The sequence below is a fragment of the Frigoribacterium faeni genome, from assembly GCF_011761235.1.
In the GTDB taxonomy this organism is placed as follows: domain Bacteria; phylum Actinomycetota; class Actinomycetes; order Actinomycetales; family Microbacteriaceae; genus Frigoribacterium; species Frigoribacterium faeni_A.
The window spans coordinates 64674-90813 of the sequence record NZ_JAAOYW010000004.1 but is presented as its reverse complement, the minus strand read 5'-3'; the positions used below and the strand labels follow the sequence as shown (position 1 = coordinate 90813).

General features: G+C 74.2%; 24 protein-coding genes. 10 read left to right on the top strand and 14 right to left on the bottom strand.

The window, feature by feature from the left end:
* Positions 1-115: 115 nt before the first annotated feature.
* Together FHR78_RS14585 and FHR78_RS14580 are read left to right on the top strand one after the other, a co-directional pair.
* Complete coding sequence (locus FHR78_RS14585) at positions 116-1645, top strand: signal peptidase I (protein ID WP_166761288.1); 1530 nt, start codon at positions 116-118, stop codon at positions 1643-1645.
* A 135-nt stretch (positions 1646-1780) separates the two neighbouring features.
* The gene (locus tag FHR78_RS14580; protein WP_166761287.1) at positions 1781-2764 is read left to right on the top strand and encodes a magnesium and cobalt transport protein CorA; all 984 of its coding nucleotides are present in this window, start codon (positions 1781-1783) and stop codon (positions 2762-2764) included.
* A 49-nt stretch (positions 2765-2813) separates the two neighbouring features.
* Here the strand turns inward: FHR78_RS14580 and FHR78_RS14915 are convergent, their stop codons facing one another.
* The 8 genes from FHR78_RS14915 to FHR78_RS14545 form a co-directional block, all read right to left on the bottom strand.
* Positions 2814-4001, bottom strand: a complete 1188-nt coding sequence (locus tag FHR78_RS14915; protein WP_208393295.1) for a M20/M25/M40 family metallo-hydrolase — start codon at positions 3999-4001, stop codon at positions 2814-2816.
* Positions 3998-5134, bottom strand: a complete 1137-nt coding sequence (locus FHR78_RS14910; RefSeq protein WP_208393294.1) for a ketopantoate reductase family protein — start codon at positions 5132-5134, stop codon at positions 3998-4000. Before FHR78_RS14910 ends, FHR78_RS14915 begins: the two co-directional genes overlap by 4 nt.
* The gene (locus FHR78_RS14570) at positions 5131-5946 is read right to left on the bottom strand and encodes an SDR family oxidoreductase (RefSeq protein WP_166761286.1); all 816 of its coding nucleotides are present in this window, start codon (positions 5944-5946) and stop codon (positions 5131-5133) included. The genes FHR78_RS14910 and FHR78_RS14570 overlap by 4 nt, the downstream gene beginning before the upstream one ends.
* Positions 5943-7292 (bottom strand): MFS transporter, encoded by a 1350-nt coding sequence (locus tag FHR78_RS14565; protein ID WP_166761285.1) that lies wholly within the window; start codon positions 7290-7292, stop codon positions 5943-5945. The genes FHR78_RS14570 and FHR78_RS14565 overlap by 4 nt, the downstream gene beginning before the upstream one ends.
* Positions 7293-7383: 91 nt before the next feature.
* Entirely contained in the window at positions 7384-8298 is a 915-nt protein-coding gene (locus tag FHR78_RS14560) for a polysaccharide deacetylase family protein (RefSeq protein ID WP_166761284.1), read from the bottom strand.
* A gap of 145 nt (positions 8299-8443) precedes the next feature.
* The gene (locus FHR78_RS14555) at positions 8444-9568 is read right to left on the bottom strand and encodes an Lrp/AsnC family transcriptional regulator (protein ID WP_166761283.1); all 1125 of its coding nucleotides are present in this window, start codon (positions 9566-9568) and stop codon (positions 8444-8446) included.
* 79 nt (positions 9569-9647) lie between these two features.
* Positions 9648-11360: a glycoside hydrolase family 13 protein gene (locus FHR78_RS14550; protein WP_166761282.1), complete on the bottom strand. Its 1713-nt coding sequence runs from the start codon at positions 11358-11360 to the stop codon at positions 9648-9650.
* A 118-nt stretch (positions 11361-11478) separates the two neighbouring features.
* A complete protein-coding gene (locus FHR78_RS14545; protein ID WP_166761281.1) occupies positions 11479-13752 on the bottom strand; it encodes an alpha-galactosidase in 2274 nt (757 codons plus the stop codon).
* A 167-nt stretch (positions 13753-13919) separates the two neighbouring features.
* On the opposite strand from FHR78_RS14545, the gene FHR78_RS14540 reads away from it, so the two are divergent.
* The 4 genes from FHR78_RS14540 to FHR78_RS14525 all read left to right on the top strand — a co-directional run bounded on the left by FHR78_RS14540 (position 13920) and on the right by FHR78_RS14525 (position 16483).
* Positions 13920-15278: an ROK family protein gene (locus tag FHR78_RS14540; RefSeq protein ID WP_243862629.1), complete on the top strand. Its 1359-nt coding sequence runs from the start codon at positions 13920-13922 to the stop codon at positions 15276-15278.
* 109 nt (positions 15279-15387) lie between these two features.
* Positions 15388-15660, top strand: a complete 273-nt coding sequence (locus FHR78_RS14535; RefSeq protein WP_166761280.1) for a cbb3-type cytochrome c oxidase subunit I — start codon at positions 15388-15390, stop codon at positions 15658-15660.
* Between the two features lie 48 nt (positions 15661-15708).
* Positions 15709-16242 (top strand): GNAT family N-acetyltransferase, encoded by a 534-nt coding sequence (locus FHR78_RS14530; RefSeq protein WP_166761279.1) that lies wholly within the window; start codon positions 15709-15711, stop codon positions 16240-16242.
* Positions 16243-16306: 64 nt separating this feature from the next.
* A complete protein-coding gene (locus FHR78_RS14525) occupies positions 16307-16483 on the top strand; it encodes a hypothetical protein (RefSeq protein WP_166761278.1) in 177 nt (58 codons plus the stop codon).
* A gap of 379 nt (positions 16484-16862) precedes the next feature.
* On the opposite strand, the gene FHR78_RS14520 is transcribed toward FHR78_RS14525, so the two are convergent.
* Entirely contained in the window at positions 16863-17186 is a 324-nt protein-coding gene (locus FHR78_RS14520; RefSeq protein WP_166761277.1) for a hypothetical protein, read from the bottom strand.
* 13 nt (positions 17187-17199) lie between these two features.
* On the bottom strand, positions 17200-17532 hold the full coding sequence (locus tag FHR78_RS14515) for a hypothetical protein (RefSeq protein ID WP_166761276.1): 333 nt from the start codon (positions 17530-17532) through the stop codon (positions 17200-17202).
* An 86-nt stretch (positions 17533-17618) separates the two neighbouring features.
* Between FHR78_RS14515 and FHR78_RS14510 the strand changes: the two genes are divergently transcribed.
* A complete protein-coding gene (locus FHR78_RS14510; RefSeq protein WP_166761275.1) occupies positions 17619-18029 on the top strand; it encodes an SRPBCC family protein in 411 nt (136 codons plus the stop codon).
* Positions 18030-18054: 25 nt separating this feature from the next.
* Here the strand turns inward: FHR78_RS14510 and FHR78_RS14505 are convergent, their stop codons facing one another.
* Both FHR78_RS14505 and FHR78_RS14500 read right to left on the bottom strand, forming a co-directional pair.
* Complete coding sequence (locus tag FHR78_RS14505) at positions 18055-18618, bottom strand: GNAT family N-acetyltransferase (RefSeq protein WP_166761274.1); 564 nt, start codon at positions 18616-18618, stop codon at positions 18055-18057.
* Positions 18619-18621: 3 nt separating this feature from the next.
* Complete coding sequence (locus tag FHR78_RS14500; RefSeq protein ID WP_166761273.1) at positions 18622-19965, bottom strand: hypothetical protein; 1344 nt, start codon at positions 19963-19965, stop codon at positions 18622-18624.
* A gap of 320 nt (positions 19966-20285) precedes the next feature.
* Between FHR78_RS14500 and FHR78_RS14495 the strand changes: the two genes are divergently transcribed.
* Together FHR78_RS14495 and FHR78_RS14490 are read left to right on the top strand one after the other, a co-directional pair.
* Complete coding sequence (locus FHR78_RS14495; protein ID WP_166761272.1) at positions 20286-21629, top strand: LCP family protein; 1344 nt, start codon at positions 20286-20288, stop codon at positions 21627-21629.
* 91 nt (positions 21630-21720) lie between these two features.
* On the top strand, positions 21721-22722 hold the full coding sequence (locus FHR78_RS14490; RefSeq protein WP_166761271.1) for an NAD-dependent epimerase/dehydratase family protein: 1002 nt from the start codon (positions 21721-21723) through the stop codon (positions 22720-22722).
* Positions 22723-22841: 119 nt separating this feature from the next.
* Here FHR78_RS14490 and FHR78_RS14485 read toward each other — a convergent pair whose 3' ends face one another.
* Positions 22842-24044 (bottom strand): FAD-dependent monooxygenase, encoded by a 1203-nt coding sequence (locus FHR78_RS14485; protein WP_166761270.1) that lies wholly within the window; start codon positions 24042-24044, stop codon positions 22842-22844.
* A gap of 115 nt (positions 24045-24159) precedes the next feature.
* Between FHR78_RS14485 and FHR78_RS14480 the strand changes: the two genes are divergently transcribed.
* A complete protein-coding gene (locus tag FHR78_RS14480) occupies positions 24160-24813 on the top strand; it encodes a TetR family transcriptional regulator (RefSeq protein ID WP_166761269.1) in 654 nt (217 codons plus the stop codon).
* 59 nt (positions 24814-24872) lie between these two features.
* Here the strand turns inward: FHR78_RS14480 and FHR78_RS14475 are convergent, their stop codons facing one another.
* Positions 24873-26096, bottom strand: coding sequence for a DUF4232 domain-containing protein (locus FHR78_RS14475; RefSeq protein WP_166761268.1), 1224 nt, complete (start codon positions 26094-26096; stop codon positions 24873-24875).
* Positions 26097-26140 lie beyond the last annotated feature (44 nt).

Genomic DNA, 26140 nt, shown 5'->3' with positions numbered 1-26140 from the left:
GCCCACGGGCCCCTGCGGCGTGAGCCACCCGCCGGCCGCAACGCACCGCACCTCCTGCACCGCGCCTCCTGCACCACCCGCCACCGACCCGCCCCCGACGCGACGAGAGGAAGCCATGACCACGTACGACGTCCCCCGTCACACGCCCACCGCCTCCGTCACGGTCGTCGGGACGCGTCGTCGCGAGGCGAGCGCCGGCCTCGGCTGGGCGCGCATCGTCGTCGGCGTGCTGTCGCGCACCGTGCTCGGCACCCTCGTCGGCCTGCTGCTCTGGGCCGCCGTGCCCGCGGTCGTCGGCTGGACCCCCACCACCGTCATGACCGGCTCGATGGAGCCGCGCATCCACCCCGGCGACGTCGTCGTCGCCAAGCCCGTGGCCGAGTCGTCGATCCACCGCGGCCAGGTGCTGCTGTTCCAGGACCCGGACCGCGCCGACCACCTGCGCCTGCACCGCTACGACGACAACGGCCAGGGCACCCAGATCGTGACGAAGGGCGACGCGAACCCGGCCGCCGACTCCACCCCGATCGACCGCAGCGCCGTCGTCGGCGTCGGCTACCTGCGCGTGCCCTACATCGGCACCCCCTTCGTCTGGGCCGCCGGCCACCAGTGGGGCCACCTGCTCGTCACGGGCAGCGTCCTAATGCTGCTGGTGCTGGGCGCCCGGGCCGACCGCCCGCTGCGCCGCGAGCTGAAGGGCGAAGGAGGCGCCGCCTCCGACCTCGAGGACGCAGCCGCCCCCGTCGCCCTCGACCCGGCGTCGCGCCGGGGCCGTCGCCTCGCCCGCCGTCGCGAACAGCGCCTCCGTCGCCTGCGCGGCGCGGCCGGCTCGCTGGCCGTGGCCGGCCTCGTCGGCGGGCTCGCCCTGACCCTCGTCGTCTCGGGCGGCGCCGGCGCGGCCTTCTCGTCGCAGGCGGCCAACCAGAGCAGCTTCGCCGCCGCCTCGGCCTACGACTGCCTGATGCCCGCCGTCACCGACTCGCCCGTCTTCTCGTACGGCTACAACGAGGGCTCCGGCACCGCCGCCCTCGACAGCTCGTCGACCGGCCGGGCAGGCACGCTGTCCTCCGGCGTGGCCCGCGTCTCGGGCACCTGCGGCTCGAGCCCCTACGTCACCCTGAACGGCACCTCGGGCTCCGTCGCGACGAACGCCCCCGCCGTCACCGCGCCGACCGCGTTCACCATCGAGTCGTGGATCAACCTGCCCGCGAACAGCACCGGCGGCAAGATCATCGGCTTCGGCAACCAGGCCACCGGCCTCTCGGGCTCTTATGACCGCCAGCTCTGGGTCTCGGGCACCGGCGTGATCACCGTCGGCACCTACAACGGCGGCACCAAGACCGTCAGCACCGCCACGAACAAGAACTACCGCGACGGCACCTGGCACCACGTCGCCGGGACGCTCACCACGGGCGGCGTGCTCACGCTCTACGTCGACGGCGTCGCGATCGGCTCGATCACGGGCGCCGCGGGCGAGCCCAACACCGGCTACTGGCGCGTCGGCTACGACAACCTGGCCGGCTGGCCCAACATCCCGGCGAGCTCGGCGAACTACTGGTTCGCGGGCAGCCTCGACGACACCGCCGTCTACAACTCGGCCCTGCCGGCCGCGACCATCGCGCAGCACGTCAAGAACGGCCGCTGACCGGACTGCCCCTGCCCCTGCCTGCTGCCCCTGGGTCGCCTCGGCGCCGGTGAGCCGACGCGAACGGCTCTTCACGGGGGCGGGAACAGCCGTTCTCGTCGGTTCACCGGCCCGCCGGACTGCGACACTGGGCGGATGCCCCTGCTGATCAACGACGTCTACGTCGACGGACGCGTCGCCGCGAGCCCCGAGTCGCTCGACGACACCTACACGGCGCTCGCCGAGACGCACGGCACCGCCTGGGTGGTGCTGAGCGAGCCCGACGAGGCCGAGCTCGCCTCCCTCGCCGAGCGCTTCGACCTGCACGAGCTCGCCGTCGAGGACGCGGGCCACGGACACCAGCGCGCCAAGCTCGAGCGGTACGGCACGACGCTCTTCGTCGTCGTGCGCCCCGCGGTCTACGTCGACGCCGAAGAGAGGGTGGCCTTCGGCGAGATCCACTTCTTCGTAGGACCCGACTTCTTGATCGGCATCAACCACGTCTCCGACATCGACTCGCGCTACCTCGCCCGCAGCGTGTCGCGGCTGAGGGCGAAGCCCGACCTGCTGCGCGTGGGGCCGCAGGCGATCCTCTGGGCGGTGCTCGACGCGATCGTCGACGCCTACGCGCCGGTCGTCGAGGGCCTCGAGAACGACATCGACGAGATCGAGCAGCAGCTGTTCGCCGGCGAGGCCGGGGTCTCGCGGCGCATCTACGAGCTGTTCGGCGAGGTCGCGGACTTCCAGAAGGCGACGCGCCCGCTCGTCGGCATGCTCGACGGGCTGCTGCGCGGCGGCGAGAAGTACCAGGTCGGCACCGAGCTCGAGCGCCGCCTGCGCGACGTGCAGGACCACGTCATCCGCGTCGTCGACCGCGCCGACACGTTCCGCGCCGTGCTGCAGAACGCCCTCTCGCTGAACGCGACGCTCGTCGCCCAGGTGCAGAACGACGTGACCAAGCGCATCTCGGCGTGGGCCGCCATCCTCTTCGCCCCGACCCTGATCGGCGCGATCTACGGCATGAACTTCGACGTCATGCCCGAGCTGCACTGGCAGTGGGGCTACCCGTTCGCGCTCGCGCTGATGGTCGGCATCGGCGGCGGCCTCTGGGGGGCGTTCAAGCTCAAGCGCTGGCTGTAGCCGAGGAGGCGCGGGTCACCTGGGCGGGACCCGCGCCTCCCGCGGCGCGTCAGCCCTGCCGGGCCAGCTCGGTGAGCAGCGCGGCGACGACCGTGCTCCGCTCGACCATGCCCGAGACGCTCGCCCACTCGTGGCGGGCGTGCGCGCCGTCGCCCACGGCCCCGATCCCGTCGAGCACGGCGTGCCCGAGCGCCGCCGCGAAGTTGCCGTCGCTCGCCCCGCCGACGCTGGTCTCGGGCAGCTCGTGCCCGAGCTCGTGGGCCAGGGAGGCGGCGGTCCGGTACAGGGACGCGGTCGCCTCCGACCGCTCCATCACCGGCCGGTTCCACCCGCCCGAGACCGCCAGGCGGGCGAGCGGGTCGTGGGCGCGCAGCCCGGCGAGGACGCCGTCGATCCGGGCCGACTCCGCCGCGGACGTCACGCGCACGTCGACCGACGCGCGGGCGTGGCCGGCCCGCACGTTCGAGCGCGTCCCGGCGTGCACGACCCCGACGTTGACCGACGTGCCGGCGTCGAGGTCGGCGGCGGCGTGCAGCTGCAGCACGACCCGGGCGATCTCGTCGACGGCGCTCGCCCCGGCGCGCGGGTCGAGCCCGGCGTGCACCTCGACGCCGAACGCCTCGACCTCGAACAGGCCGACGCCCTTGCGCGCCGTCTTGACCGCGCCGCCGGCCGCGGACTCGGGCACGAGCACCGGGCCGCCGCGGCGCACCGCGTCCTCGATGACGCCGCGCGACGACGGGCTGCCGATCTCCTCGTCGCCGTTGAGCACGAGGCGCACGTGCGGCCGCGCCGCGCCCAGGGCGTCGACGGCGGCGAGGGCGTGGGCGAACTGCACGAGCCCCGCCTTCATGTCGAAGACCCCGGGGCCGGTCACCCGGTCGCCGTCGACGACGACGGGCCAGCCCTCGAGCGTGCCCGCCGACCACACGGTGTCGTAGTGGCAGAGCACGGTCACCCACGGCAACGGCCCCGAGGAGGCGGCGGTCGCCTCGTACTCCAGGCTCACGGTGTCGCCGTGGGCACCTCCGTCGTGCACGGCGCGGGCGGTCGGGGCGCCGACGACGTCGCCCAGCCAGGACTCGACCCAGGTCAGGCCGGTCGCGAGGAGCCCGACGTCGTCGGACGGCGTCTCGAGCCCCGCGTAGGCGACGAGGTCGGCGACCATGCGGTCGCGGCGCCCGGCGACGTGGTCGCCCAGCTCGCGGAGGTCGGGTCGTGCGTCCGCCGCGGTCACGAGCGGGCCCCGGCCGGGGCGGCCGCCGCGTCGGCGTGGGCGTCGGCCGCCGCGTCGGTGTCGGCCGCCGCGCCGCCGGCGAGAGGGCCCGCGCCCGCACCCGCCAGCTCCACCAGCGACTCCTCGCCCATCCGGCGCTCGCCGCGCTCGAGCTCGCCGATCGCCGCGACCAGCGCGGCCACGTGCGGCAGGGCGACGCCGTGGGCGCGGCCGGCCTCGAGCACCGGCTGGTACTGGACGGGCACCTCCGTGGGGCGTCCACGCACCGCGACGTCGCGCCAGATGCCGCTGCGCGTCTTGGACTGCGTCGCCAGCCAGGCCACGAGGCCGTCGAGCGAGCGCTCCGTCGTCGCCGGGTCGACGCCGCGGCGGAACGCGTCGGGCTGGAACGCGTCGAAGGCCTCGAGCGAGACGCCCTGGGCGTCGGCCACGGCGACCACCTCGGCCGCGAGCTCGGACATCACCGCGCGGTGCCGGTCGATGAGCACGCTCATGTCCTCGTCGGCGAGGGCGGTGGCGACGAGCATGGCGCCGAACGCGAGCTTCGACCAGAGGAACCCGGCGACGTTGTCGGTCACGACGGGCGTGCCCCAGTGGGCGAGGTCGTCGGCGAGCTGCTGCACGCGGGGGCTCACGCCGCCGGCCCACTCGCCGAGGGCCATGCCGCCGTGGCCGCCGTCGGTGACGACGCCGGGCGCCGTGACGTCGGCGAAGAGGTCGACGAAGGCGGTGACGGTGCGCTGCTCGCCGACGTGGGCGGCGATCGTGGCCTCGTTCAGGCCGTTCTGCAGCGACGCGACCCAGCCCGTCGGGGACAGGCGCGGGGCGATCCAGGCGGCCGCCGCCTCCGTGGCCTGGGCCTTGACGGCGAGCAGCACGCGGTCGAGCTCGGCGGGGGCGTCGTCGAGCGTCCAGACGGGCAGCTCGACGGTGGTGGTGCCCGCCGGCGTGACGAGCGTCAGGCCGTGCTCGCGGATCGCGGCGACGTGCTCGGGGTCGGCGTCGACGAGCTGCACGGGCACGCCGGCCGCGGCGAGGTGCACCGCGAGCGTGCCGCCGATGGCCCCGGCGCCGACGACCGTGTAGGCGCGCGGAGCGGCGGGGGAGGGCTCGTGCCCGGTGGTGGTGCTCATGCGTTCTCCTTCTCTCGCTGGTCGCCCCAGTGCAGGGGCAGGGTGTGCGCTCCGGTCGACGAGCCGCCGTCGACCCGGAACACCGAGCCGGTCACCCAGGCGGCCTCGTCGCCCGCGACCCAGAGCACCGCGCGGGCGATGTCGTCGGGGTCGCCGGGGCGGCCGAGGGGGTTGGCCCCGACGGCCGCCGCGTACTCGTCGCTGACCGGGTTGGCCGTGCTGTCGACGACGACGAACCCGGGGGCGACGGCGTTGACGCGCACCCCGAGCGGGCCGAGCTCGAGCGCGGAGGCGCGGGTCGCCATCTCGAGGGCGGCCTTCGACGTGCTGTAGGGCGCGGCCCCCGGCCGGGCGCGCAGCGCGGCGCCCGACGAGATGTTGACGACGGAGGCGCGCAGCCCGGCCCCGACGACGCGTCGCGCCAGCGAGACGGTGAGCAGCACGGGCGCCCGCACGTTGACGGCCTGCACGGCGTCCCACGTGGCGGCGTCCAGGTCGAGGAACGGCGTGGCCGGGTAGACGCCGGCCGCGTTGACGAGCACGTCGACGGGTGCCGCCGACCAGGCCTCGTCGACGACGCGGGCAGGGGCCTCGGGGTCGGTGAGGTCGGCGGTCGTCGTGCGCACCGCCTCCTCGTCCGACCAGGTCGCGGCGGCGCCGAGCGAGGCGGCCCGCACGGTCGCGGCGGCCTCGACGAGCTCGGCCTCGCGCACGTCGACCAGCGTGAGGCGGTCGCCGTCGGCGGCGAAGCGCACCGCGGTCTGCAGCCCGATGCCGCTGGCGGCCCCGGTGACGACGACGTGGCGCCTCACTTGATCACCTTGCCCTTGGTCTCGGGCATCGTCAGGTAGACCGCGAGGCCGATGGCGGCCGCGATCGCGCAGTAGACCCAGACGAGGTGGCCGAGGTCGTTCTGGTTCATCCACGTCGTGATGTAGGGGGCGGTGCCGCCGAAGAGGGCGACGGCGAGGGCGTAGGGCAGGCCGATGCCCGTCGCGCGCACCTCGGGCGGGAACTGCTCGGCCATGATCGCGGCGCAGTTCGCGGAGTAGCCGAGCAGCAGCACGACGCCCACGATCTCGACGAGCAGCAGCATGCCGAACGACCCGTCGAGCAGCATGAAGGCGGGCCAGGCGAAGATCAGGAACCCGCCGGCGAAGGCGGCCATGGTGGGCTTGCGGCCGATCGTGTCGGAGAGGATGCCGGCGAAGGGCAGCAGCACGAGGAACACGACCATCGCGATCACGTTGGCGAGCAGCGCCTGGCTGAGCGGGATGCCCGTCGTGACGGCCGCGTAGGTCGGCATGTACGAGACCCACATGTAGTAGAGCAGCGTGCCGGCGATGGTGATGCCGAAGACGCGCAGGGTCGCACGGGGGTGGTCGCGCACCATCGCCACGAGCGGGTTGCGGTGCTTCTCGGGCGAGGCGTCGCGCTCGTCACGGGCGGTCTGGAACGAGTCCGTCTCCTCGACCGAGACGCGCAGCCACAGGCCCACGACTCCCAGCGCCGCGCCGAAGACGAACGCCACGCGCCAGCCCCACGAGTCGACGGCGCTCTCGGAGAGCGACGAGGTGATGATCGCGCCGATGCCGGAGGCGATCAGCACGCCGGCCCCGACCGAGACCTGCTGCCACGAGCCGGCGAAGGCCCGACGGCGCGGCGCGGCCGACTCGACGAGGAACGCCGACGACGAGCCGAACTCGCCGCCCGCCGAGAAGCCCTGCACGAGCCGGGCGAGGACGAGCAGCAGCGGGGCGAGCACGCCGATGCTGTCGTAGTCGGGGGTGATGCCGATCAGCAGCGAGGCGCCGGCCATCATGCCGATCGTCAGCATCAGGCCCTTCTTGCGGCCGTGCCGGTCGGCGTAGGCGCCGAGCACGGCCGCCCCGACCGGGCGCATCACGAAGCCGACGGCGAAGATGGCGAGCGTCGCCAGCAGCGCCGCGACGTCGTCGCCCGCGGGGAAGAAGTGGTGCGCGAAGATGGACGAGAAGGTCGTGTAGATCGCCCAGTCGACCCACTCGACGGTGTTGCCGATGGCCCCGGCGAGGATCGCCTTCTTGCCTCGGCGGCTGAGCTTGGTGTCGTGGACGGCCTCCGGCGCTGCGGCGTCGGGGGCGTCGTGCGGGTCGGTCGCGGTGCTCTCGGTGCTCATGATGTCCTCCGGTGTCGTCGGGTGGTTCCGTGAGTCGGTTCGGGGGGCGGTGCTGGTCGGGTGTCGGGTCGGGACCCGAGGAGGCGGCGGCTCAGTCGCGCAGGCCGGGCGCCACGTGCTCGGCGAGGGCCGCGTGCGTCGTGATCCACGCGTCGTCGGTCGAGCGGATGTGCTCGAGCAGGCGGTCGAGCACGAGCAGCCGGGACGGGTGGCCGATGATGTGCGGGTGCAGGGTCAGCTGGAACACGCCGCCGGCAGCGCGGGCGGCGTCGTGCTCGTCGATCCAGATCTGCAGCAGGTCGCGGGGCGCCATCCAGGGGCGCAGGCCGCCGAACCTGTCCATCATCAGGTAGGGGGCGTCGTCGCGGATCCACTCGACGGGGATCTCGACGACGCCGGTGCGCTCGCCGCGGTGCAGCAGCTCGTAGGGCACGTCGTCGGCCATCAGCGACGAGTCGTAGGCGAAGCCGAGCTCGCGCACCACGTCGAGGGTCGAGTCGCTGAAGTCCCACGAGGGGGTGCGGATGCCCGTGGGCCGCACGCCGGTCTGGGCGGTCAGCACGTCGACCGCCCGGCCGAGCAGGTCGAGCTCGTCGTCGTGGCCGAGCTGCGTGTTCCGCTCGTGGATCCACCCGTGCACCGCGACCTCGTGGCCGCGCTCGACGTAGCCGGGCGCCTCGTCGGGCCGCAGCAGCGCGCAGACCGCCGGGACGTAGAACGAGGCGGGCGCCTCGTGCCGGTGCAGCAGCTCGAGGATGCGCGGCACGGCCGCGCGGGCGCCGTACTCGCCCTGGGCCATGCGGCCGGGCGACGTCTCGCCGTCGCGCAGCGACGGGGTCTCGTGGTCGGAGTCGAACGAGATCGCGACGGCGACGGCGGCGCCGCCCGGCCAGCGGTCGGGCCCGGCGGCGGGCAGCAGCGAGCGGCCGGCGCGGACGCGCTCGACGTGGCCGCGCCAGGTCGGCTCGTCCCACTGCCAGGGCTGGGCGGTGTCGTCGGTGGTCATCGTGCTCCTTCGGGGTACAGCTCGAGGGCGCGCCGGAGACGTCCGCGAGGCGGACGGTCGACGTGCGAGAGGTCGGGGTCGGGGGAGTGGAGGGCGGGGGGAGGCGGACGAGACGGTCGCGGGGTCGGCGACGCGCCTCCTCGGGTCAGTCGGCGGGGTCGCCGTCCGTGTCGTCCCGGGCGAAGCGGCCGCCCACGAGCGGGGTCCACATGCGCTTGTGCGTGGTCATCTGGACGCTCACGTCGACCTCGCGGACCCCGGGGAGGGCGCCGAGCACGGTCGTCGTGAAGTCGTAGACCTCGGCGAAGCCGCCGAGGAAGGCCTGGCCGATCAGGTTGAACCGGCCCGCGGTCGCGGCGGCGTAGTGCACCGACCCGTGCCGCGCCAGCTGCCGGGCGGCGGCGCCCAGCTGGTCGGGGGCGACCGAGATCCACACCATCAGCTCGGTGTCGAGGCCGAGCAGGTCGGGGGTGACCAGCGGGCCCACGCGCAGCCGGCCCGACGAGATCATCGTCTGCAGCAGCCGCCCCGTGGCGGTCTCGCTCTTGCCGATGCTGCGGGCCAGGTCGGCCACCGGCAGGCGGCCGTCGACGACGAGCAGGTCGAGCACCTGCCGCTCGGCGTCCGTGGCCGTCGCCGCGACCGGGACGACGCCCTCGGACTCGTCGAGGTCGGGGGCCGCCGCGTTCGGGGTGTCGTCGCCGGGGGACGTCGCGGGGGCGTCGTCGCCGGGGGCGGGTTCCGTGGTGGCAGTGCGGGGGGAGGCGGCGGGCGTGGTCGGCCCGGCCGCCGCGCCCGGGAACGAGGCGAAGGGCACCGTGAAGGTGCGGAGCACGGGCAGCGCCTCGGTGCGGATGCCGGGCTCGGGGAACAGCTCGCCGAGCAGCGCCTGCAGGTCGGCGAACCGGGGCACCACGAACTCGACCACGCAGTCGGTCGAGCCCGAGACGGTGGTCGCGAAGCGCACCTCGGGCCGGCGGCGGAGCCGGTCGACCACGGCCTCGACGTCGGCGGGGCCGCACTGCACGCGGGTCATCACCGAGACCCCGAGGCCCGAGGCGAGCACGTCGGCCGCGGCGATGACGGTCATGACGCCGGCGTCGACGAGCCGTGCGAAGCGGCGCTGCACCGTCGAGACCGAGCAGCCCGCGCCGGCCGCGAGGTGGGCCCACGAGCCGCGCCCGTCGGCGGCGAGGGCGGCTAGGAGGCGGCGGTCGACGTCGTCGAGGACGATTCGCTCACCGGGCTGGACCACCTCGCTGCTCTGCATGACCCGACGCTATTGCGTCACCTGCATCGGCGCAAGAGGGGATTCGCGTCAACGTGCGCCCTGGGGCGGCGGAAAGCGGTCAGCCGCGAAGCACCCGCACCTCCCAGGGGCCGAGCGTCAGCGAGCCGATGCCGTGGGGCGTGTTGCCGATCACGAGGTCGGGCACCGAGCGGCGGCGCAGCACCGGGTCGAGCGCCGGGTCGAGGTCGAGGGGCTCGCCCGAGCAGTTCGCGAGCACGAGCAGCCGCTCGTCGCCGAGCGTCCGCGTGAACGCCCAGAGCCGCTCGTCGTCGGGCGCCAGCAGCGCGAAGGCGCCGAGCTGCACCACGGGCAGCTCGTGCCGCAGGGCGATCAGCCGGCGGGTGAACTCGAAGACGCTGCGCTCGCCGGAGGCGCGGTCGGCCTCGACGTTCACCTCGGCGCTGTTCGCGGTCACCCCGATCCACGGGGTCCCCGTCGTGAAGCCCGCGGCGGCGCCCGCGGACCACTGCACCGGCGTGCGGGCGTTGTCGCGGCTGCGCGAGCGGAGCGACTCGAGGACGTCGGCCTCGGAGGCGCCCGCGGCCAGCGCCTCCTCGTGCCAGTTCAGCGACTCGACGTCGCGGTACTGCTCGATCGAGGTGAACCCCGCGTTCGTCATGCCGATCTCGTCGCCCTGGTACACGTAGGGCGTGCCGCGGTGCAGGTGCAGCACGGCGGCGAGGGCCGTCGCGGACTCGACGCGGTACGGGCCGTCGTCGCCGAAGCGCGAGACCAGGCGGGGCTGGTCGTGGTTGCCGAGGTAGAGGCTGTTCCAGCCGCGGTCGGCGAGGCCCTCCTGCCAGCGGGCGAGCGACCGCTTGAGGGCGCTCAGGCGCAGCGGCCGCACGTCGAACTTCGAGTCGGGGCCGTGGTCGAGGTCGACGTGCTCGAACTGGAACACCATGTCGAGCTCGTGCCGCTGCTGGTCGGTGAAGAGCACGGCGTCGTCGACGGTGGCCCCGGGCATCTCGCCGACCGTGATCAGCTGGCGGTCGGGGCGGTGCGCGAAGACCTCGCGGTGCATCTCCTGCAGGTGGTCGTGGACGGACGGGTCCATCTCGAAGCCCGCCGCGCCGGGCTCGAGCGAGGCCGGGGTCTTGGCGATGAAGTTGATGACGTCCATGCGGAACCCGTCGACCCCGCGGTCGAGCCACCGGTTCATCATCGCGTGGACGGCGGCGCGCATCTCGGCGTTCCGCCAGTTCAGGTCGGGCTGGCCGACCGCGAACATGTGCAGGTAGTGCTCGTCGGTCGCCGGGTCGAGCTGCCAGGCGGGGCCGCTGAAGAAGCTGCGCCACTCGGTCGGCAGCGAGCCGTCGGCCGCCCGGGGGCGCCAGACGTACCAGTCGCGCTTGGGGCTGTCGACCGACGACCGCGACTCGGCGAACCACGGGTGCTGGTCGCTCGTGTGGTTGACGACGAGGTCCATGACGAGCTTCATGCCGAGCGCGTGCACCTCGGCGAGCAGCTCGTCGAACTCGTCGAGCGTGCCGAACAGCGGGTCGATGTCGTCGTAGTCGCTGATGTCGTAGCCGGCGTCGGCCTGCGGCGAGCGGTAGATCGGCGACAGCCAGAGCACGTCGACGCCGAGGTCGTGCAGGTGCCCCAGCTTGCTGCGGATGCCCGCCAGGTCGCCCACGCCGTCGCCGTCGCCGTCGGCGAAGCTGCGGGGCCAGATCTGGTAGACGGTGGCGGACGTCCACCAGGGGGCCTCGGGGTGCTGCGCCGCTCCTCCTTCGGTCGTGGGGGCGGGGGAGGTGGAGTCGGTCATGCGTCGAGTCTCGTCCTGCCGGGGGGTGTGAGGTGCCGCCTCCATCATTCAGGAGGCGCGGGTGCGGCGATCCTGATCCGTGCACCGTTCAGGAACCCGCGTCCCCCTCCCGCGGGGATCAGGACCGGTGTTCCTGAACGAGGGAGGGGAGGGCGACGGCCTCGAGCAGCACGAGCTGCTCGGGGAACAGCACCGGCGCCTGCACCCCGCCGAGCCCCAGCGCACGGCCGGTCAGCACGACCCCGTCGAGCGCCCAGGCGAGCGGCGACTGGCCGGGGCCGCCGAGCACGTCGGTCGGCGCCGCGAGCCGGACGCGGTACTCGCGGTCGTCGTCGAGGCCGGGCAGCGTGATCGGCCCGGGCGGGTAGCTCGCGCTCGTCGTCACCTGCGTGAACGTGTACAGCGCCCGGCTGCCGTCGTCCGCGACGACGCCGCGCACGTCGGTGCCCGGGTCGGGCAGGTCGGCGTGCACGGCGACCCCGGTGTGCAGCAGCTCGCGGTTCGCCTTGTGAACGGCGATCCAGGCGGCGAGCTCGTCGAGGGTCGCGTCGTCGACGTCGGACGAGCTGATGTCCCACTCGACGCCGAAGTGCCCCGGCAGGGCGACGCCGGCGCGGAACGACAGGTCGTGCCGCCGACCGGTCGAGTGCGAGCGGGGCCCGCCGACGTGGGCGCCCATCAGCTCGTAGGGCACGAGCAGGCCGGTGTGCTTCTGGTTGACGAGGCGCTCGACGGGGTCGATGCAGTCGCTGGTCCAGATGCGGTCGGTCCGGTCGAGGATCCCCAGGTCGACGCGGGCCCCGCCGGAGGCGCAGCTCTCGATCTCGACGCCGGGGTGCCGGCGGCGCAGCTCGTCGAGCAGGCGGTAGAGCGCGAGGACGTTCTCGTGCACCGCCGGCCGTGCCGGGGAGCCGGCGCCCGCCTCCAGCAGGTCGCGGTTGTGGTCCCACTTCAGGTAGGCGATGTCGTGGTCGCGGAGCAGCGCGTCCAGCGCGTCGAGCAGGTAGGCGGACGCGTCGGCGTTCGACAGGTCGAGCACCTGCTGCTGGCGGGCGACGGCGGGCAGGCGGCCCTCTCCGGGGCCGAGGATCCAGTCGGGGTGCGCCCGCGCGAGCTCGCTGTCGGGGCTGATCATCTCGGGCTCGACCCAGATGCCGAACTGCATGCCGAGCCCGGTGACGTGGTCGATCAGCGGCGCGAGCCCGTCGGGCCAGACGGTCTCGTCGACCCACCAGTCGCCGAGCGAGGTGGTGTCGTCGCGCCGACCGTGGAACCAGCCGTCGTCGAGCACGAACCGCTCGATGCCGACCCGGGCGCCGGCGTCGGCGAGGGCGCTGAGGCGGGCGAGGTCGTGGTCGAAGTAGACGGCCTCCCACGTGTTGAGGGTCACCGGGCGCGGCGTCGACGGGTGCTGCGGCCGGGCGCGCAGGAGGCGGTGGAACCGTGCCGAGAGCTGCGTCAGCCCGTCTCCCCACGAGCCGAGCGCCTCCGGCGTCTCGTAGCTCTCGCCCGGTCCGAGCCGGACCTCGCCCGGGGTGAGCAGCTCGGCGAGGCGGGTGTGGGCGGCGCCCGAGACGAGGCGCTCGACGCTGACGCGGTGGTTGCCGCTCCAGGCGAGGTGGGCGGCGTGGACGAGGCCGCGCTCGAAGCCGAAGCCGGGGGTGCCGGCGGCGACGAGCAGGCTGGCGTCGGCCCCGGGTCGGCCGCGGCGGCTCTCGCGGTCGTACCGGCCGACCGTGAGCGCGTGCCGCTGGGGCGTGCGCTCGCGGAGGTGGCGGCCCGTGGTGTCGAGCACCTCGCCGGCGGTGTGCGGCAGGGGGAACGTCGCGGCGAGCTCGCCGAGCTCGTAGGTCGCGGCGGTGTCGAGGGCGGCGGCCGCGGAGGCGGTCTCGGCCTGCCACTCGGGGCTCGTCGAGCCCGCGGCGGTGTTCGTGAGGCGGAGGCGCTGGTGCAGCAGGCCGTGCGGGTCGAGTCGCAGGGTGACGACGAGGCGGAGCTCGGCGGCGGGGTCGTCGGCGGTGACGGTGAGGGTGGTGCCGGCTGTGCTGGTGTGTGTGTCGGTGTCGCTCTCGGCGACGTCGAGGTCGGTGACGGCGAAGGCAGGGGAGAAGGAGGCGCCGGCCCGGCTGCCGACGAGGCCGGGCGTGCCCTGCCAGCCGTCGGACTCGAGGGGCAGCAGCGTCAGGCGGGCCGGTTCGTCGAGGGCTCCGGAGACGCGCTGGGGGCGGGCCACGAGGACGAGGCCGGCGAGGGCGGCGGGGCTGAGGTCGCCGAGGTCGGGGCCCCAGTGGACGATGCTCGGCAGGCCGGCGCCGGAGGTGTCGAGGACGACGCTCGTGCCTCCCTGACGGAGGTGGAGCTCGGGCGCGGACGAGTCGGTGCGACGCTGCATGAGTTAGTTCTATGACGGAAGTAATGGGGGTGTCAAGGGGAGTCGAGGATGCGGTGGGCGCCTCCTGCGGGCCGGGTCCGGTGGATATGCTCGGCGGGTCGCGGTCTGCGGATCGGGGTCCGCGGCAGTCGTGACGACCGTCACGGCGACGACGCGGGATGGTGGGCATGACGGCGGAGCCGGTGCGGGGCGGGGGCGAGTCGGGGCGCGAGCTGGTGCGCGAGGTGCTGATCCACGGGCCGGTCGCGCGGGCCGAGCTCGGGCGGCGGCTGCGGCTGTCGCCGGCGAGCCTGACGCGCCTGAGCAAGCCGTTGTTGGACTCGGGGCTGTTCGTCGAGGGTGCCGTCGAGGCGGCGGGGGCCGTGGGGCGCCCGGTGCGGCCGCTCGACGTCCGGGTCGACGGGCACCGTTTCGTGGGGGTCAAGCTGACCGGCGACCAGGCGTTCGGGGTGCTCACCGACCTGCGGGCACGCACGCTCGCGTCGGTCGACGTCGACCTCGACGGGCGGTCGCCGGAGGAGGTCGTCGAGACGCTGGTGGGGCTGGTGGCGGTGCTGTTCGCTAGCGGCGCGGGGGCCGGGGCCTGGGCTGATGTAGGTGCGGGCGCGGGCGCTTCGGGCGGGGGTGGTGGTGTTCGTGCTGCGGCTGATCCGTCACGTGCCGGATCAGGTGTCGAGGCGGGTGCGGGTGCCGTGAGGGGCGCGGGTGTCGGTGGTGGTGTTCGTGCTGCGGCTGATCCGTCACGTACCGGATCAGGCGTCGAGGCGGGCGCGGGTGCCGTGGGGCTCGCGGGCGTCGGGGTGACCGTCGGCGGCACGGTGACCGGGCAGCGGGTGGTGCGGCGGGCGCCGTTCCTCGACTGGCGGGAGGTCGACCTCGGCGGGATGCTGGCGGCGCGGCTCGGACTGCCGGTCGTCGTGGAGAACGACGTGGTGGCGCTGACCGAGGCGGAGCACTGGTTCGGTCTCGGGCGCGGCGTCGACGACCTCGCGGTGCTGACCATCGGCGCCGGTGTCGGCTACGGGCTGGTCGTGCACGGCCGACAGGTGATCACGCCCGACACGGGTCTCGGGCTGGGCGGGCACGTGCCCCTCGACCCCTCCGGGCCGATCTGCCCCGAGGGGCACCGCGGCTGCTCGACGGCGATGCTGTCGACGCCGAGCCTGTGCGCCGTGGCCGCCGCCGAGCTCGGCCGGCCCGTCCCGTACGACGAGCTGCTGGCGCTCGCCGCCTCCGGCGACCCGGCCGCGTCCGGCGTCGTCCGCACGGCCGGCCGGTCGCTCGGGCGTCTGGTCGCCGCGGTGGCGAACCTCGGCATGGTCGGCACCGTGGTGCTCTCGGGCGAGGGCGTCGGCCTCGTCGACGTGCCCGTCGCCGCCGAGGAGCTGCGGGCCGGCCTCGCCGCCGACCGCGACCCCGAGGCCACGGAGGTGCGGGTGCTGACCGGGGACGCCGACTTCGCCGCCTGGGCACGCGGCGCCGCGGCGGTCGCGGTGCAGAGCTGGATCGCGTCGCTCGGAGCCTGAGGGCGTGGGTCGTGCCTGGGCCGCCGAGTCGCGGCCAGATGCCTGAGACGGTCCGACGCGGGTCACCCCTCGGCGCGTCCTCGGGGTGGACCGGCGCCATGGTCCAGACATGACGCGTCGTGTCGACCGAGCCTCCCGCCTCCTCCTGCTTCTCGGATGCGCCGTGTCGGTCGCGGGCGTGGTCGTCCTGGCCGTCGAGGCAGCGCGACCTGTGTCGTTCGGGTGGTTCGCGTACGCGCCCCTCTCGGACACGGTGTTCACCGCGGACGGTCTGCACGTCCTCTCGACCGCCAGCCTCGTCGGCGCGGTCGTCGTCGTCATCGGGCTGTTGCTGGTCGCGGCGTGCCTCGGCTACCGACGGGGTGCACGCCGCAGGCCGTGAACCGAGTCACGCTCACGACGGGCAGACCGACCCTGCCAAGCTCTTCTCATGTCGTGGCCCCGAGCTGTCGCCCTCCGGACGGAGCGCCTCTCCCTCGAGCCGCTGACCGTCGAGCACGCGAGCGAGATGGTGACCGCCCTGGCGCCCCGAGCCCTGTACCGGTTCACCGGCGGTGAGTCGCCCACGCCGGGCGAGCTCGAGGCGCGCTACCGCCGTCAGTCGCGAGGCCGCTCCGACGACGGACGAGCCGGGTGGTCGAACTGGATCATCCGGCCCGTCGACGGCGGGGCGGCCGTCGGCTTCGTCCAGGCGACGCTGACACAGGACGGCCCCGACCTCGTCGCCGACCTCGCGTGGGTGGTGACGCCGTCGGAGCAGGGGCGCGGAGTCGCGTCCGAGGCGGCCGCCGCCGTCGTGACGTGGCTGAGCCTGAGCGGCGTCGAGCGTCTGCGGGCCTCGATCCACCCCGACAACACGGCATCGCAGCGGGTCGCCGGGCGGCTCGGACTCGCGCCCACGTCGCTGCTCGTCGACGACGAGGTCGTCTGGGGCGCCGACGTCGGTGCCGCGGCGGAGCAGTGACCAGTGGGACGGGGCGGTAAACTGGTCCACGAGACCTCTGCCGGATCGGTGGAGGTTTTCTTGTATGACCACTCCTCAGCCCCTCACCGTCACGACCGCCGACGAGCGCGACCGCCCCGAGCTCGAACAGCTCTGGACGATGTTCCGCCACGAGATGTCCGCGTTCACGGGCGCGCTCCCCGACGGACGAGGCCGGTACCGCCAGGAACGTCTGGACGCCGGCCTCTCGGAACCGGGCTAGTCCGCCCACGTCTTCCGCCTCGGGCAGCATCCGATCGGGCTCGCCGTCCTGCGCGGGCTCGACGCCGAGGAGCACGTCATCAGCAGCTTCTTCGTCGTGAAGGCCGCGCGACGTTCTCATGTCGGACGCACCGCCGTGGTGCAGCTGACCGAGGCGCGACCTGGTCGGTGGGCCGTCGCCTACCAGGAGCGCAACGAGGCCGCGGCGCGGTTCTGGCGCACGGTCGCCCTCGACGCTGATGGATCGTGTGCGTTCGAACGCCGTGCCGTCCCCGGTCGCCCGGACCTGCCGGCGGACGCGTGGGCTCGCTTCCGTGTCCGGTAGCCGATCAGCCCCCGGCCGTGCTCAGCAGGTAGTGCCTGGTGCGTGCGGTCCACGCTCAGGCCGTGAAACGCCGGAAGTACCAGACCGCGAGCAGCATCACCACGACGAAGACGCCGGCGCCAGCCGTCAGGCGAGTCCGCACCCCTGCCCCCCGCGTCGCCGTGACGACGATGAGCCCGCCCAGGGCTGCGCCGACGCCGGCCGCAGCGAAGGCCACCACCGAGTCCATCACGTAGTGAGGAGGGTCCGTCTCTGCGCACTGCTCGGTGCCGCACCAGGCCCAGAAACCGGCAGCGCCCATGACGATGCCGAGCAGGAGCCCGACGGGTCCGGCCCAGAGCAGGTGAAGGAGGGGGCGCCTCCTCGGTCCGTCGCTCACGACGACGTGCCCCTCACCGCGTCCACGACAGCCACGCGGCCACCGCGAGCGCGACGAGGGCGACGAGGCCGGCCGTGACCAGGAGGCGCACCTTCAGACGTGCCCACGGCAGGACGACGAAGACCACGGCCACGAGAGCGGCCCCGACGCCCATGCTCGTGACGGCCTGCAGGATGCCCGCGGCGACCTCGGCCTCCGATCGGCAACCGGTCCGAGCTGTGCCGCACCATCCGATGAAGCCCGGGATCGCCGCGGCGGTCAGGGTGCCCACGGCGAGGAGCGTCATCCAGGTCGCGTGCGCCAGCACGAGATCCGTGCGGCTCGGCTGTGTTCTCTCGCTCGACATGGCCCTCCCCGTGGACACGGTACGGACCCGGTGCTCGCGGCGGGCTCCCCAGAGGAGGGGGGCTGACGGGCTGCTAGCTTGCCGACATGACCTGGCCTGTCGTCCACATCTCCCGTGCGCTCGACCACGACGTCGCCGCCGTGTCGAGCGTCGCCGGCGACCCGGAGAACCTGCCCGCGTGGGCGGCCGGCCTGAGCGCCGGCATCCGTCAGGAGGACGGGCGGTGGTTCACGGACTCGCCCATGGGCGTCGTCGAGGTGGCCTTCACGGGGCCGGTGGAGCTCGGCATCCTCGACCACGACGTGACCCTGCCCGACGGCTCGGTGGTGAGCAACCCCTTCCGCGTCGTGGCCAACGACCAGGGCAGCGAGGCCGTCTTCACCCTCTTCCGCCGAGACGGCGTGACGCAGGCCGAGTTCGAGTCCGACGCCGACGCCGTGCGCGGCGATCTCGAACGGCTCGCGGCACTGCTCGACGAGCGTTCGCCTCGCGCCTGACGGACCGTCCGTCGACGGGCTCCGATCAGGAGGTGCGGCGGTCGGCCCCGGGGTCCGGCTGCGTCACGGGGTCCGGCAGCGTCACCGGGTACTTGAAGCCGACGTGGGAGTCGACGAAGCCGAGTCGCGTGTAGAAGCGGTGTGCGTCGGTCCGTGCGGCGTCGGAGGTGAGTTGCACGAGCGGCGTGCCGAGCTCGACGGCGGCCTCCTCGACCACCCACCGCATCAGCGCGCTGCCGACGCCCGACGAGCGCTGCGTGCTCGCGACCCGGACCGCCTCGACGAGCAGCCGGGTGCTCCCTCGGCGTGCCATGCCCGGGATGACCGTCAGCTGCAGCGTGCCCACGACCGCCCGCCCGTCGTCCACCGCCACGAGGAGCTCGTTGCTCGGGTCGAGGACGATGCGCTCGAGCGCGGTCGCGTACGCGGCGGCGTCCTCGTCGCCGGCGACGTCACCTCGGCCCGCACTGATCGGGTCGTCGGACAGCAGCCGCATGATCGCGCGCAGGTCGTCGGGCGCAGCCCGCCGCAGGAGCACGTCGGCGCCGCGGGCCGAGAGGTGGACGGGGAGGCTCAGGTCGCTGATCACGCCTCATCCTCGCCGAACGGCGCGAGCCGCGGCCGCGGCTGCCGCCCAGGCGTCGCCCTCGACGTCGAGATCCGGGTACGCCGCGAGCATGCGATCCGGCACGACCTCGAAGGTGGCCAGGTCCTCTGCCGTCGACCGCGCCTCCGCCATCGCCGGGTACTCGCCCGCGAGCCCGACGGGCCAGCGCTCCGGCGGGTCGTCGACGTCGCGCTGGGCACGACCCGAACGCCGGAGCTCGAGTCGCCGGGCGTCGGAGAACGGCCGGAGCGCACCGATCGTCACGAGCCCGTCGACCACGCGCGCCACGGCGTCCTCCGCGGCGGACAGGGGAGAGGGCGACCCCAGGGCCCGCCACTCGAGCTCCCGGGCGAAGGCCGACGAGGCGGCTCCCGCCGAGATCAGCCACGGGACGACGAAGTCGGGCCGTCGGGGCCCGCGGCCGTTGATCTCGGCCGCGCGCTCGGGTGCGTCGGCGATCTCGACCAGAAGGCGGGCCTCGGCGTGCGTGGACATCCACGCCGACTCGTCGTCCCGCTCGACGGGCGGACGCAGCTCCGCCGCCCGCGCCGCGGCGAACACGTGGCGCTGCCCCGGGACGACCCGATCGCGGAGGTCGAGCGACCGATGGGCGAGACCGAGCTCGCCGGCGAGTTCCTCGACGTGGCGCCTCAGCTGGCCGCGCACCTGCGAGGCCTGCTCGAGGTCCCCGCCGAGCGGGTCGGGGACGTCCCAGTCGCGGACGGCCACCCCGCTCGGGACCCGGAACGCCCCGGGGCACCCGATCCGGACGACGAGGTGGGCGCGGTCCACCAGGGCGGCGGACACCCTCTGCGGGGGGCGGCGGGTGTCGAAGACCGCCCGGTCCACGGCCGTGACCGCGACCAGCAGCACGTGGTCGAGCGCCGACGCGGGCTCGGGTGCGACCCCGGCCGCCTCGATGTCGTGCGTCCCCAGCGTCAGGGCGCGGAGGTACTCGGCGGCCATCCGACTCCGCCCGATGCCCCGCGGGCTGACGAAGAGCACGGTCCGCACGTCGGCCAGGCCCGCCTCCGACGCCGCCCGGGCGATCGCCTCGGAGTCGCCGTCGCCGAACGGGTCGCTGAAGCGGCGCGCGGACCGCCGCTGCCGCAGGTAGGTCACCGTGAACCACCCGGCGAACGCGAGGCACCAGGCGCCGATGAGGTACCCGACGACGACGGACACCCAGGCGAAGGGGCCGTCCGTCGAGCCTGCGCCGCTGACGGTCCAGGCGATCGCGCCCAGCCCGACCAGCGCGATCGCGGACGCCGCGAGGATGCCCTTGCGCTCCGCCGGCGTCGTCCGACCGTGGCGTCGCTCGTCGTCCACCCTGCCCTCGCTTCCCCGGAGCATGACGTCGAGCCCCCCGAGCCATCCTGTCGCCGCGGCCGGGCGGGCACGACCCCGCGTGGGAGGGGCACCGCGGGGCGGAGCGCAGTTCTCCCTGCGCCACACCCCGAAACCGGCGCCACACCTCGAGAAATGGGGGTGTGGTGCCGGTTTCGGGGTGTCGCGCGATGCGGGCGGTCCGCGGGCACGCGGCGGGGGCGGACCGCGGGCGCGCGGCGGGAGCGGACCGCCCTCCAGGGGCGGTACGGCATGATGCTGTGCAGGACGCCTCGACGGGGGCCGAGGAGCAGGGGGCGGAGATGAGCGACACCGGAGCACCGCAGGGCACGGTCGGCGTCGCCCGACACGGGCGTCTCAGGAGGCGAGGTCCGGTCGGTCTGGTCGCCCGCCTCCTCGGCATCACGGTCGTCGTCGGCCTCGTGAGCTCGACGTCCGTGGCGGCCATCGCGACGTGGCAGGTGCTGGGCACGGCCCAGCCGACCGTCTCGCTCGCGGTCCCCGGGACGACGGCGAGCCCCGTCCCCGAGCTCACGGCCCAGTCCGGCGAGGTGAACATGCTGCTCGTCGCGACCGACACGCGGACCGGCCAGGGAGGCGGCTTCGACGACCCGGCGAACCAGGCGGCGAGCACCGGCGTCGGCAACAACGACACGACCGTCCTCGTGCACATCTCCGAGGACCACACGAACATGGCCGTGATCAGCTTCCCCCGCGACCTGATGCTGCCGATCCCGGAGTGCACGAACGACTCGGGCGAGACGACCCCCGCCTCCTCGAAGGCCATGCTCAACACGGCGCTGTCGCGCGGCGGCGAGCAGTACGGCCTCGCCTGCGTGGCGCGCACGATCGGCCAGCTGACCGGGCTGCAGATCGACTACGCCGGCAGCATCGCCTTCGGCGGCGTCGTCTCGATGGCCGACGCGGTGGGCGGCGTCGAGGTCTGCCTGGCGACCCCCATCAAGGACGACGACGTCGTGCCGGCCATCGACCTGCCGGCCGGCACGCAGACCCTCTCCGGCGTGGAGGCCGGCGCGTTCCTGCGCTCGCGGCACGGCGTCGGCGACGCGAGCGACCTCGGCCGCATCAGCAACCAGCAGACCTTCATGTCGGCCCTGGCCCGCCAGGTCGTCTCGGCGGGCACGCTGACGGACCCGACCAAGGTGCTGCGCCTGGCACGGACCGCGTTCGAGAACATGACGCTCTCGGACACCCTCTCGAGCCCCACGACGCTCGCGCAGATCGCCATCGCCGTGAACACCGTCGGGCTGTCCGACATGGTGTTCGTCCAGTACCCCGTCGCCGACGACCCCGCGAACCGCAACCGCGTCGTCGTCGACACCGAGGCCGCGGCGCTGCTCAACTCGGTGCTGCAGGCCGGCCAGCCGGTCGTGCTGGGGGAGGACAGCCTCGGGCGCTCCGCGATCATCGACCCTGACGCGCCGGCGCCCGCGCCCGCGCCGACCCCGTCGTCTACCACCGCGGCCCCCGACGCCGGCGACGCGGCCACGCCGGGCGCAGGCGCCGGCACGACGGACGCGCCGGCCGAGACCACGGCCCCGGCTCCGGCTCCGGCGGCGACCCCGCTCCCCTCCTCCGTCTCGGGGCAGAGCGCGGACCAGGTCACCTGCGCGGTCAAGAAGTAGGTCCCGACCGGCTCGGCGGGCCGCTGCCGACCCGACCGGCCGCGGGGCGAGCACACTGGGGCCCTCCACCTCGAAGGAAGAAGGCCCCACCATGTCAGCGTCGACAGTCCTGTTCATCGGCGGCACCGGCATCATCAGCTCGGCGGCGGCCGTCCGGGCCCTCGAGCTCGGCCACGAGCTCACCGTCCTCAACCGCGGGTCGTCGTCGACCCGGCCCGTGCCCGACGGGGTCGAGGTGCTGACGGGGGACGTGTCCGACCCTGCCTCGGTCCGCCGGGCGATCGGCGACCGGTCGTTCGACGTCGTGGTCGACTTCGTCGCCTTCACGCCCGACCAGGTGCAGGCCGACATCGACCTCTTCACCGGGCGCACCGGCCAGTACGTCTTCATCAGCTCGGCGTCGGCGTACCAGAAGCCCGTCGCGGCCCTGCCGATCCGCGAGTCGTCGCCGCTGCGCAACCCGTTCTGGCAGTACTCCCGCGACAAGATCGCCTGCGAGGACCTGCTCGTCGCCGCCTACCGCGACCACGGGTTCCCGGCCACGATCGTCCGCCCGTCGCACACCTACGACCGCACGGCGCTCCCGGTCACCGGCGGCTGGACCGTCGTCGACCGCATGCGCCGCGGCCTCGAGGTCGTCGTGCACGGCGACGGCACGTCGCTCTGGACCCTCACCCACCACGCCGACTTCGCCCGCGCGTTCGTCGGGCTGCTCGGCCTGCCGGCCGCCGTCGGCGACGTGTTCCACATCACCTCCGACGAGGCCCTGCCCTGGGACCAGATCTACACGACCCTCGCCGCCGCGGCAGGCGTCGACGAGCCCCGGCTGGTGCACGTCGCGAGCGAGAGCGTCGCCGTCGTCGAGCCCGAGTGGGGCCCGGGCCTGCTGGGCGACAAGGCCCACTCGGTCGTGTTCGACAACGCGAAGGTCAAGGCGTTCGTGCCCGGCTGGCACGCGACGACGTCCTGGGCCGCCGGCGCTCGCGAGATCGTCGACTGGTACGACGCCGACGCTTCGCGGCGCGAGGTCGACCCGGCCGCCGAGCGGGCCTTCGACCGCCTTCTCGCCGGCGCCCGGGCCTTCCGGGCCTGAGCCGGACCGGGCCTGAGCGGGACCGCCCCGAGCGGTTCCGCACTCGAGCACGCGGGGCCCCGAGGAGGCGGCGGGGCGGCCCCAGCGCCGGTCCGGTCGCGTCCCTCCCCGCTGCCGCGTCACAGTGCGCGCAGTTGCGCGTCGCGTGCGGCGATGGCCTCGGCGGTGTCGGGGAACAGCAGGGGCAGGCCGAACTGCTCCGTCTCGCGTTGGATCCGCTCGGCGGTCGGGCGGAAGCGCCGTTCGTACTCGACGAACGCGCTCTCGACGTCACCGGTGGTCGCGACCATCGCGTCGTGCAGGGCAGTCGCCCCGAGGATCGCGACCGAGCCCCCCATGCCGGCGGCCGGCGACGGGCAGTAACCGGCGTCGCCGACGAGCGCGACACGACCCGACGACCAGCGGGGCAGCCTGTTCTGGCTCAGCTTGTCGAAGTAGAAGTTGTCGGCGCCGAGGGCTCGGTCGACGACGTCGGCCGTGAACGGCTCGCCGGCATCGGCGAAGCGGTCGCGGACGATCCCCTTCTGCTCGTCGACGTCGTGGTGGTCGTACGGGATCTCGTGCTCGGAGCGGAACACGAAGACGATGTCGGTGGTGTCGTCGTAGGCGTTCAGCAGCAGGGTGCGCCCCGGGGTGTTCTGGATCCGCGAGGTCCAGGGCGTGATGAGCGCTCCCTCCGCCACCGTCACCGAGGTGTAGTGGTTCAAGAAGTGGCTGTGATCGGACTCGGGGCCGAAACGGAGCCTGCGCACCGTCGAATGGGCGCCGTCGCACCCCAGCACCATCTCGAACTCCCGGGCCGGAGCGTCGCGGAAGGTGACGAGGACGCCGTCGGCCGTGTCGGCGAGATCGGTCACGGAGTCGCCGAAGACGATCTCGACGGAGTCGCCCAGCTCGCTGATCAGGATGTCGAGGAGGTCGTCGCGATGGATCTCGACGTCGTCGTGGCGGTGGACCTCGTACTCGTCGACGACGACGGCCGCGGCATCGGGTTCGGGTCGTGTGCTGGCGATGGTCGTGCCACGCGCGTCCGCGAACTCGGTGGTCCGCGGGGGCAGCGCCTTCGCGCGGACCGCGGCCAGGATGCCCATCCGGTCGAAGATCGCCATCGTGTCGTCCCGCAGGTCGACCGGCGTCCCGCCCTTGCGGAGCCCCGGCGCGAGCTCGACGACCGTGACCTCGTACCCGAGCCGCTTCATCCAGATCGCGGTCGTCAACCCGGCGAAGCTCGCTCCCGACACCAGGACCCGCCCCCGTCGCCGCGTCGTGTCCGCGCCCGGCTCCGTGCTCGCGTCAGTCTGCTCGTCCGTCTCCGTGTCCATGGTGCCTCCCGCTCCGGCCCGTCCTCGGGCCCTCGATCGAAACGTGTAGTGACTACACGATTCGCACGGTAGCACAAAGTTGGAGTGACACCACTGTTCGTGCGATGCTGGGTGCGTGACACAGTCCCGGGGGCTCCGCGAGCGCAAGAAAGCCGAGATGCGCGCCCGACTCGCCGACGTCGCGGCCGTACTGTTCGCCGCGCACGGCTACGACGCCGTGTCCGTCTCGGACGTGGCTTCGGCAGCCGGGGTCGCGGACCAGACCGTCTACAACTACTTCCCGACGAAGCCCGACCTCGTCCTCGACCTCGCCGACGAGATGCTCGAGCACTCGCGCCGCCTCGTCGCCGAGCGCGATCCTGGCCTCACTCCCGCCGAGGCCCTCAGCGACCTCGTGCACCGGGACATCGACCACTTCATGCGGCAGGATCCCCTCCTCGCTCGAGGCCAGTACCCGACGCAGTCGGTGGTGAGCGACGTGCTGCGGCGATACGCGCTGCAGTTCCGCCACGACCAGGCTGACGCGATCGCGGCGGCCCTCCTCGAGACCGATCCTGCGCTGAACCCCCTCGTCGCACGTGCCCACGCCGGTGTGCTCGTCACGGTCATCCAGGCCGTCACCGACAGGATCGGCGCGGCGATCTCGACGGGCGGCGACCTGCAGGCGGTCGCCCGCGAGCTGCACGCCGACGCCGAGGCGACGCTCTCGGACGCGGCAGAGAACTTCCGCGCGACGCAGGCCCGTTCCGCAGGGTCCTCGAGGGGCTGACCTGGGGTAGTCGCTCTCGGGCCCCACGGTCGCGCCGTGACTGGGCGGGGCGGCCCGGCTCAGGGCGTCGCGCCCGTCTCGAGCGACCACGCCGTCACGTGCACGACGGAGCCGGCGACGACGTCGAGCTCGACCGGCCACGAGCCGCGCTCGTCGGTCGCGAACGGCGCGGCGTACAGGGTGCGGGCGACGAGGGCGCCGGAGGTGGCGCCCGCGTCCCAGCCCAGGGTCGTGACCGCCGAGGCCCCCGCCGGCAGCTCGAACTGGGCGTAGCCCCGGTCCTCGGCGAGGAACGACCCGCCCTGCTCGGCCGTGACCGCGAGCTCGTGGCCGTTCTGGTCGGCGAAGGCCACGTCGGGGTAGCCCTCGACCACGCAGGGGGCGTCCGTGTAGTTCGTCAGCCGCAGCGTCTGGCTGCGGTGCCCCGTCGCCGCGCCGGTCTCGCCGAGCAGCATCATCGCCTGGTCGCGGGTGCACCACGAGGGGTCGCGGTCCGGGTCGCGACCGGGATCGAGCGTCGGGACGGGAGTGCCCTCGGCGTACGGGTCGGGGAGGGCGCCCAGGGCAGGGTCCGCGCCCTCGGCGACCGCCGCCTCCTGCGCCGACGCGACGCGGGCGGCCCGCTGGCCGAGCGCTCCGGTGGCGACGACCGCCGCGACGGCCACGACGGCGGTCGCGACGAGGAGGGTCTGGCGACGCCGGGCTCGTGACGGCGTCGCGGCCGTGCGTCCGGCCGTCAGCTCGTCGTCGGGCTCGGGCTCCGAGGGGGCCAGGGCTGCCGCCCGTCGCCGTACGAGCAGGGCAGGGAGCCAGCCCTGGACCACGCCCCACCAGGCGCCGACGGTCGCGTCGGTGCCCAGTCCGTCGAGCAGCATGCGGAGGCGCGGTGCCGGGAGCGCCGCCACGATCGTCGCGAGATCGAGGGCCAGGCCGGCCGCGCCTCCCGCGAGGACGATCGCGAACCAGGCGAGCGCGACCCGTGCGGTGCGGTCGTCGACGCGGGTCGCGAGCGGGACGAGGAGGCGCGCGACCAGGAACACGACCGCCGCGGCGAGCAGGCTCGTCCCCACGCCCCAGGCCCACGGGCGCACCCCGGGCGAGAACGGGATCGTCGCGGGCAGGACCGCGCCGACGCTGGCGGGCAGCAGGCCGCTCCAGCTGACGACGACGGCCAGGGCCCCGCTCACGAGCCACAGCCCCGCGGCGGTCGCCGCCACGAGGGTGGGGCCGGAGGCGCGGGTGCGGAGTCGGGATCGGGGTCGGTCGGCGGCCTCGTCGGTCATGCGCCCAGTCCATCAGGGACGACCGACGGCGGCATCCGCCGCGA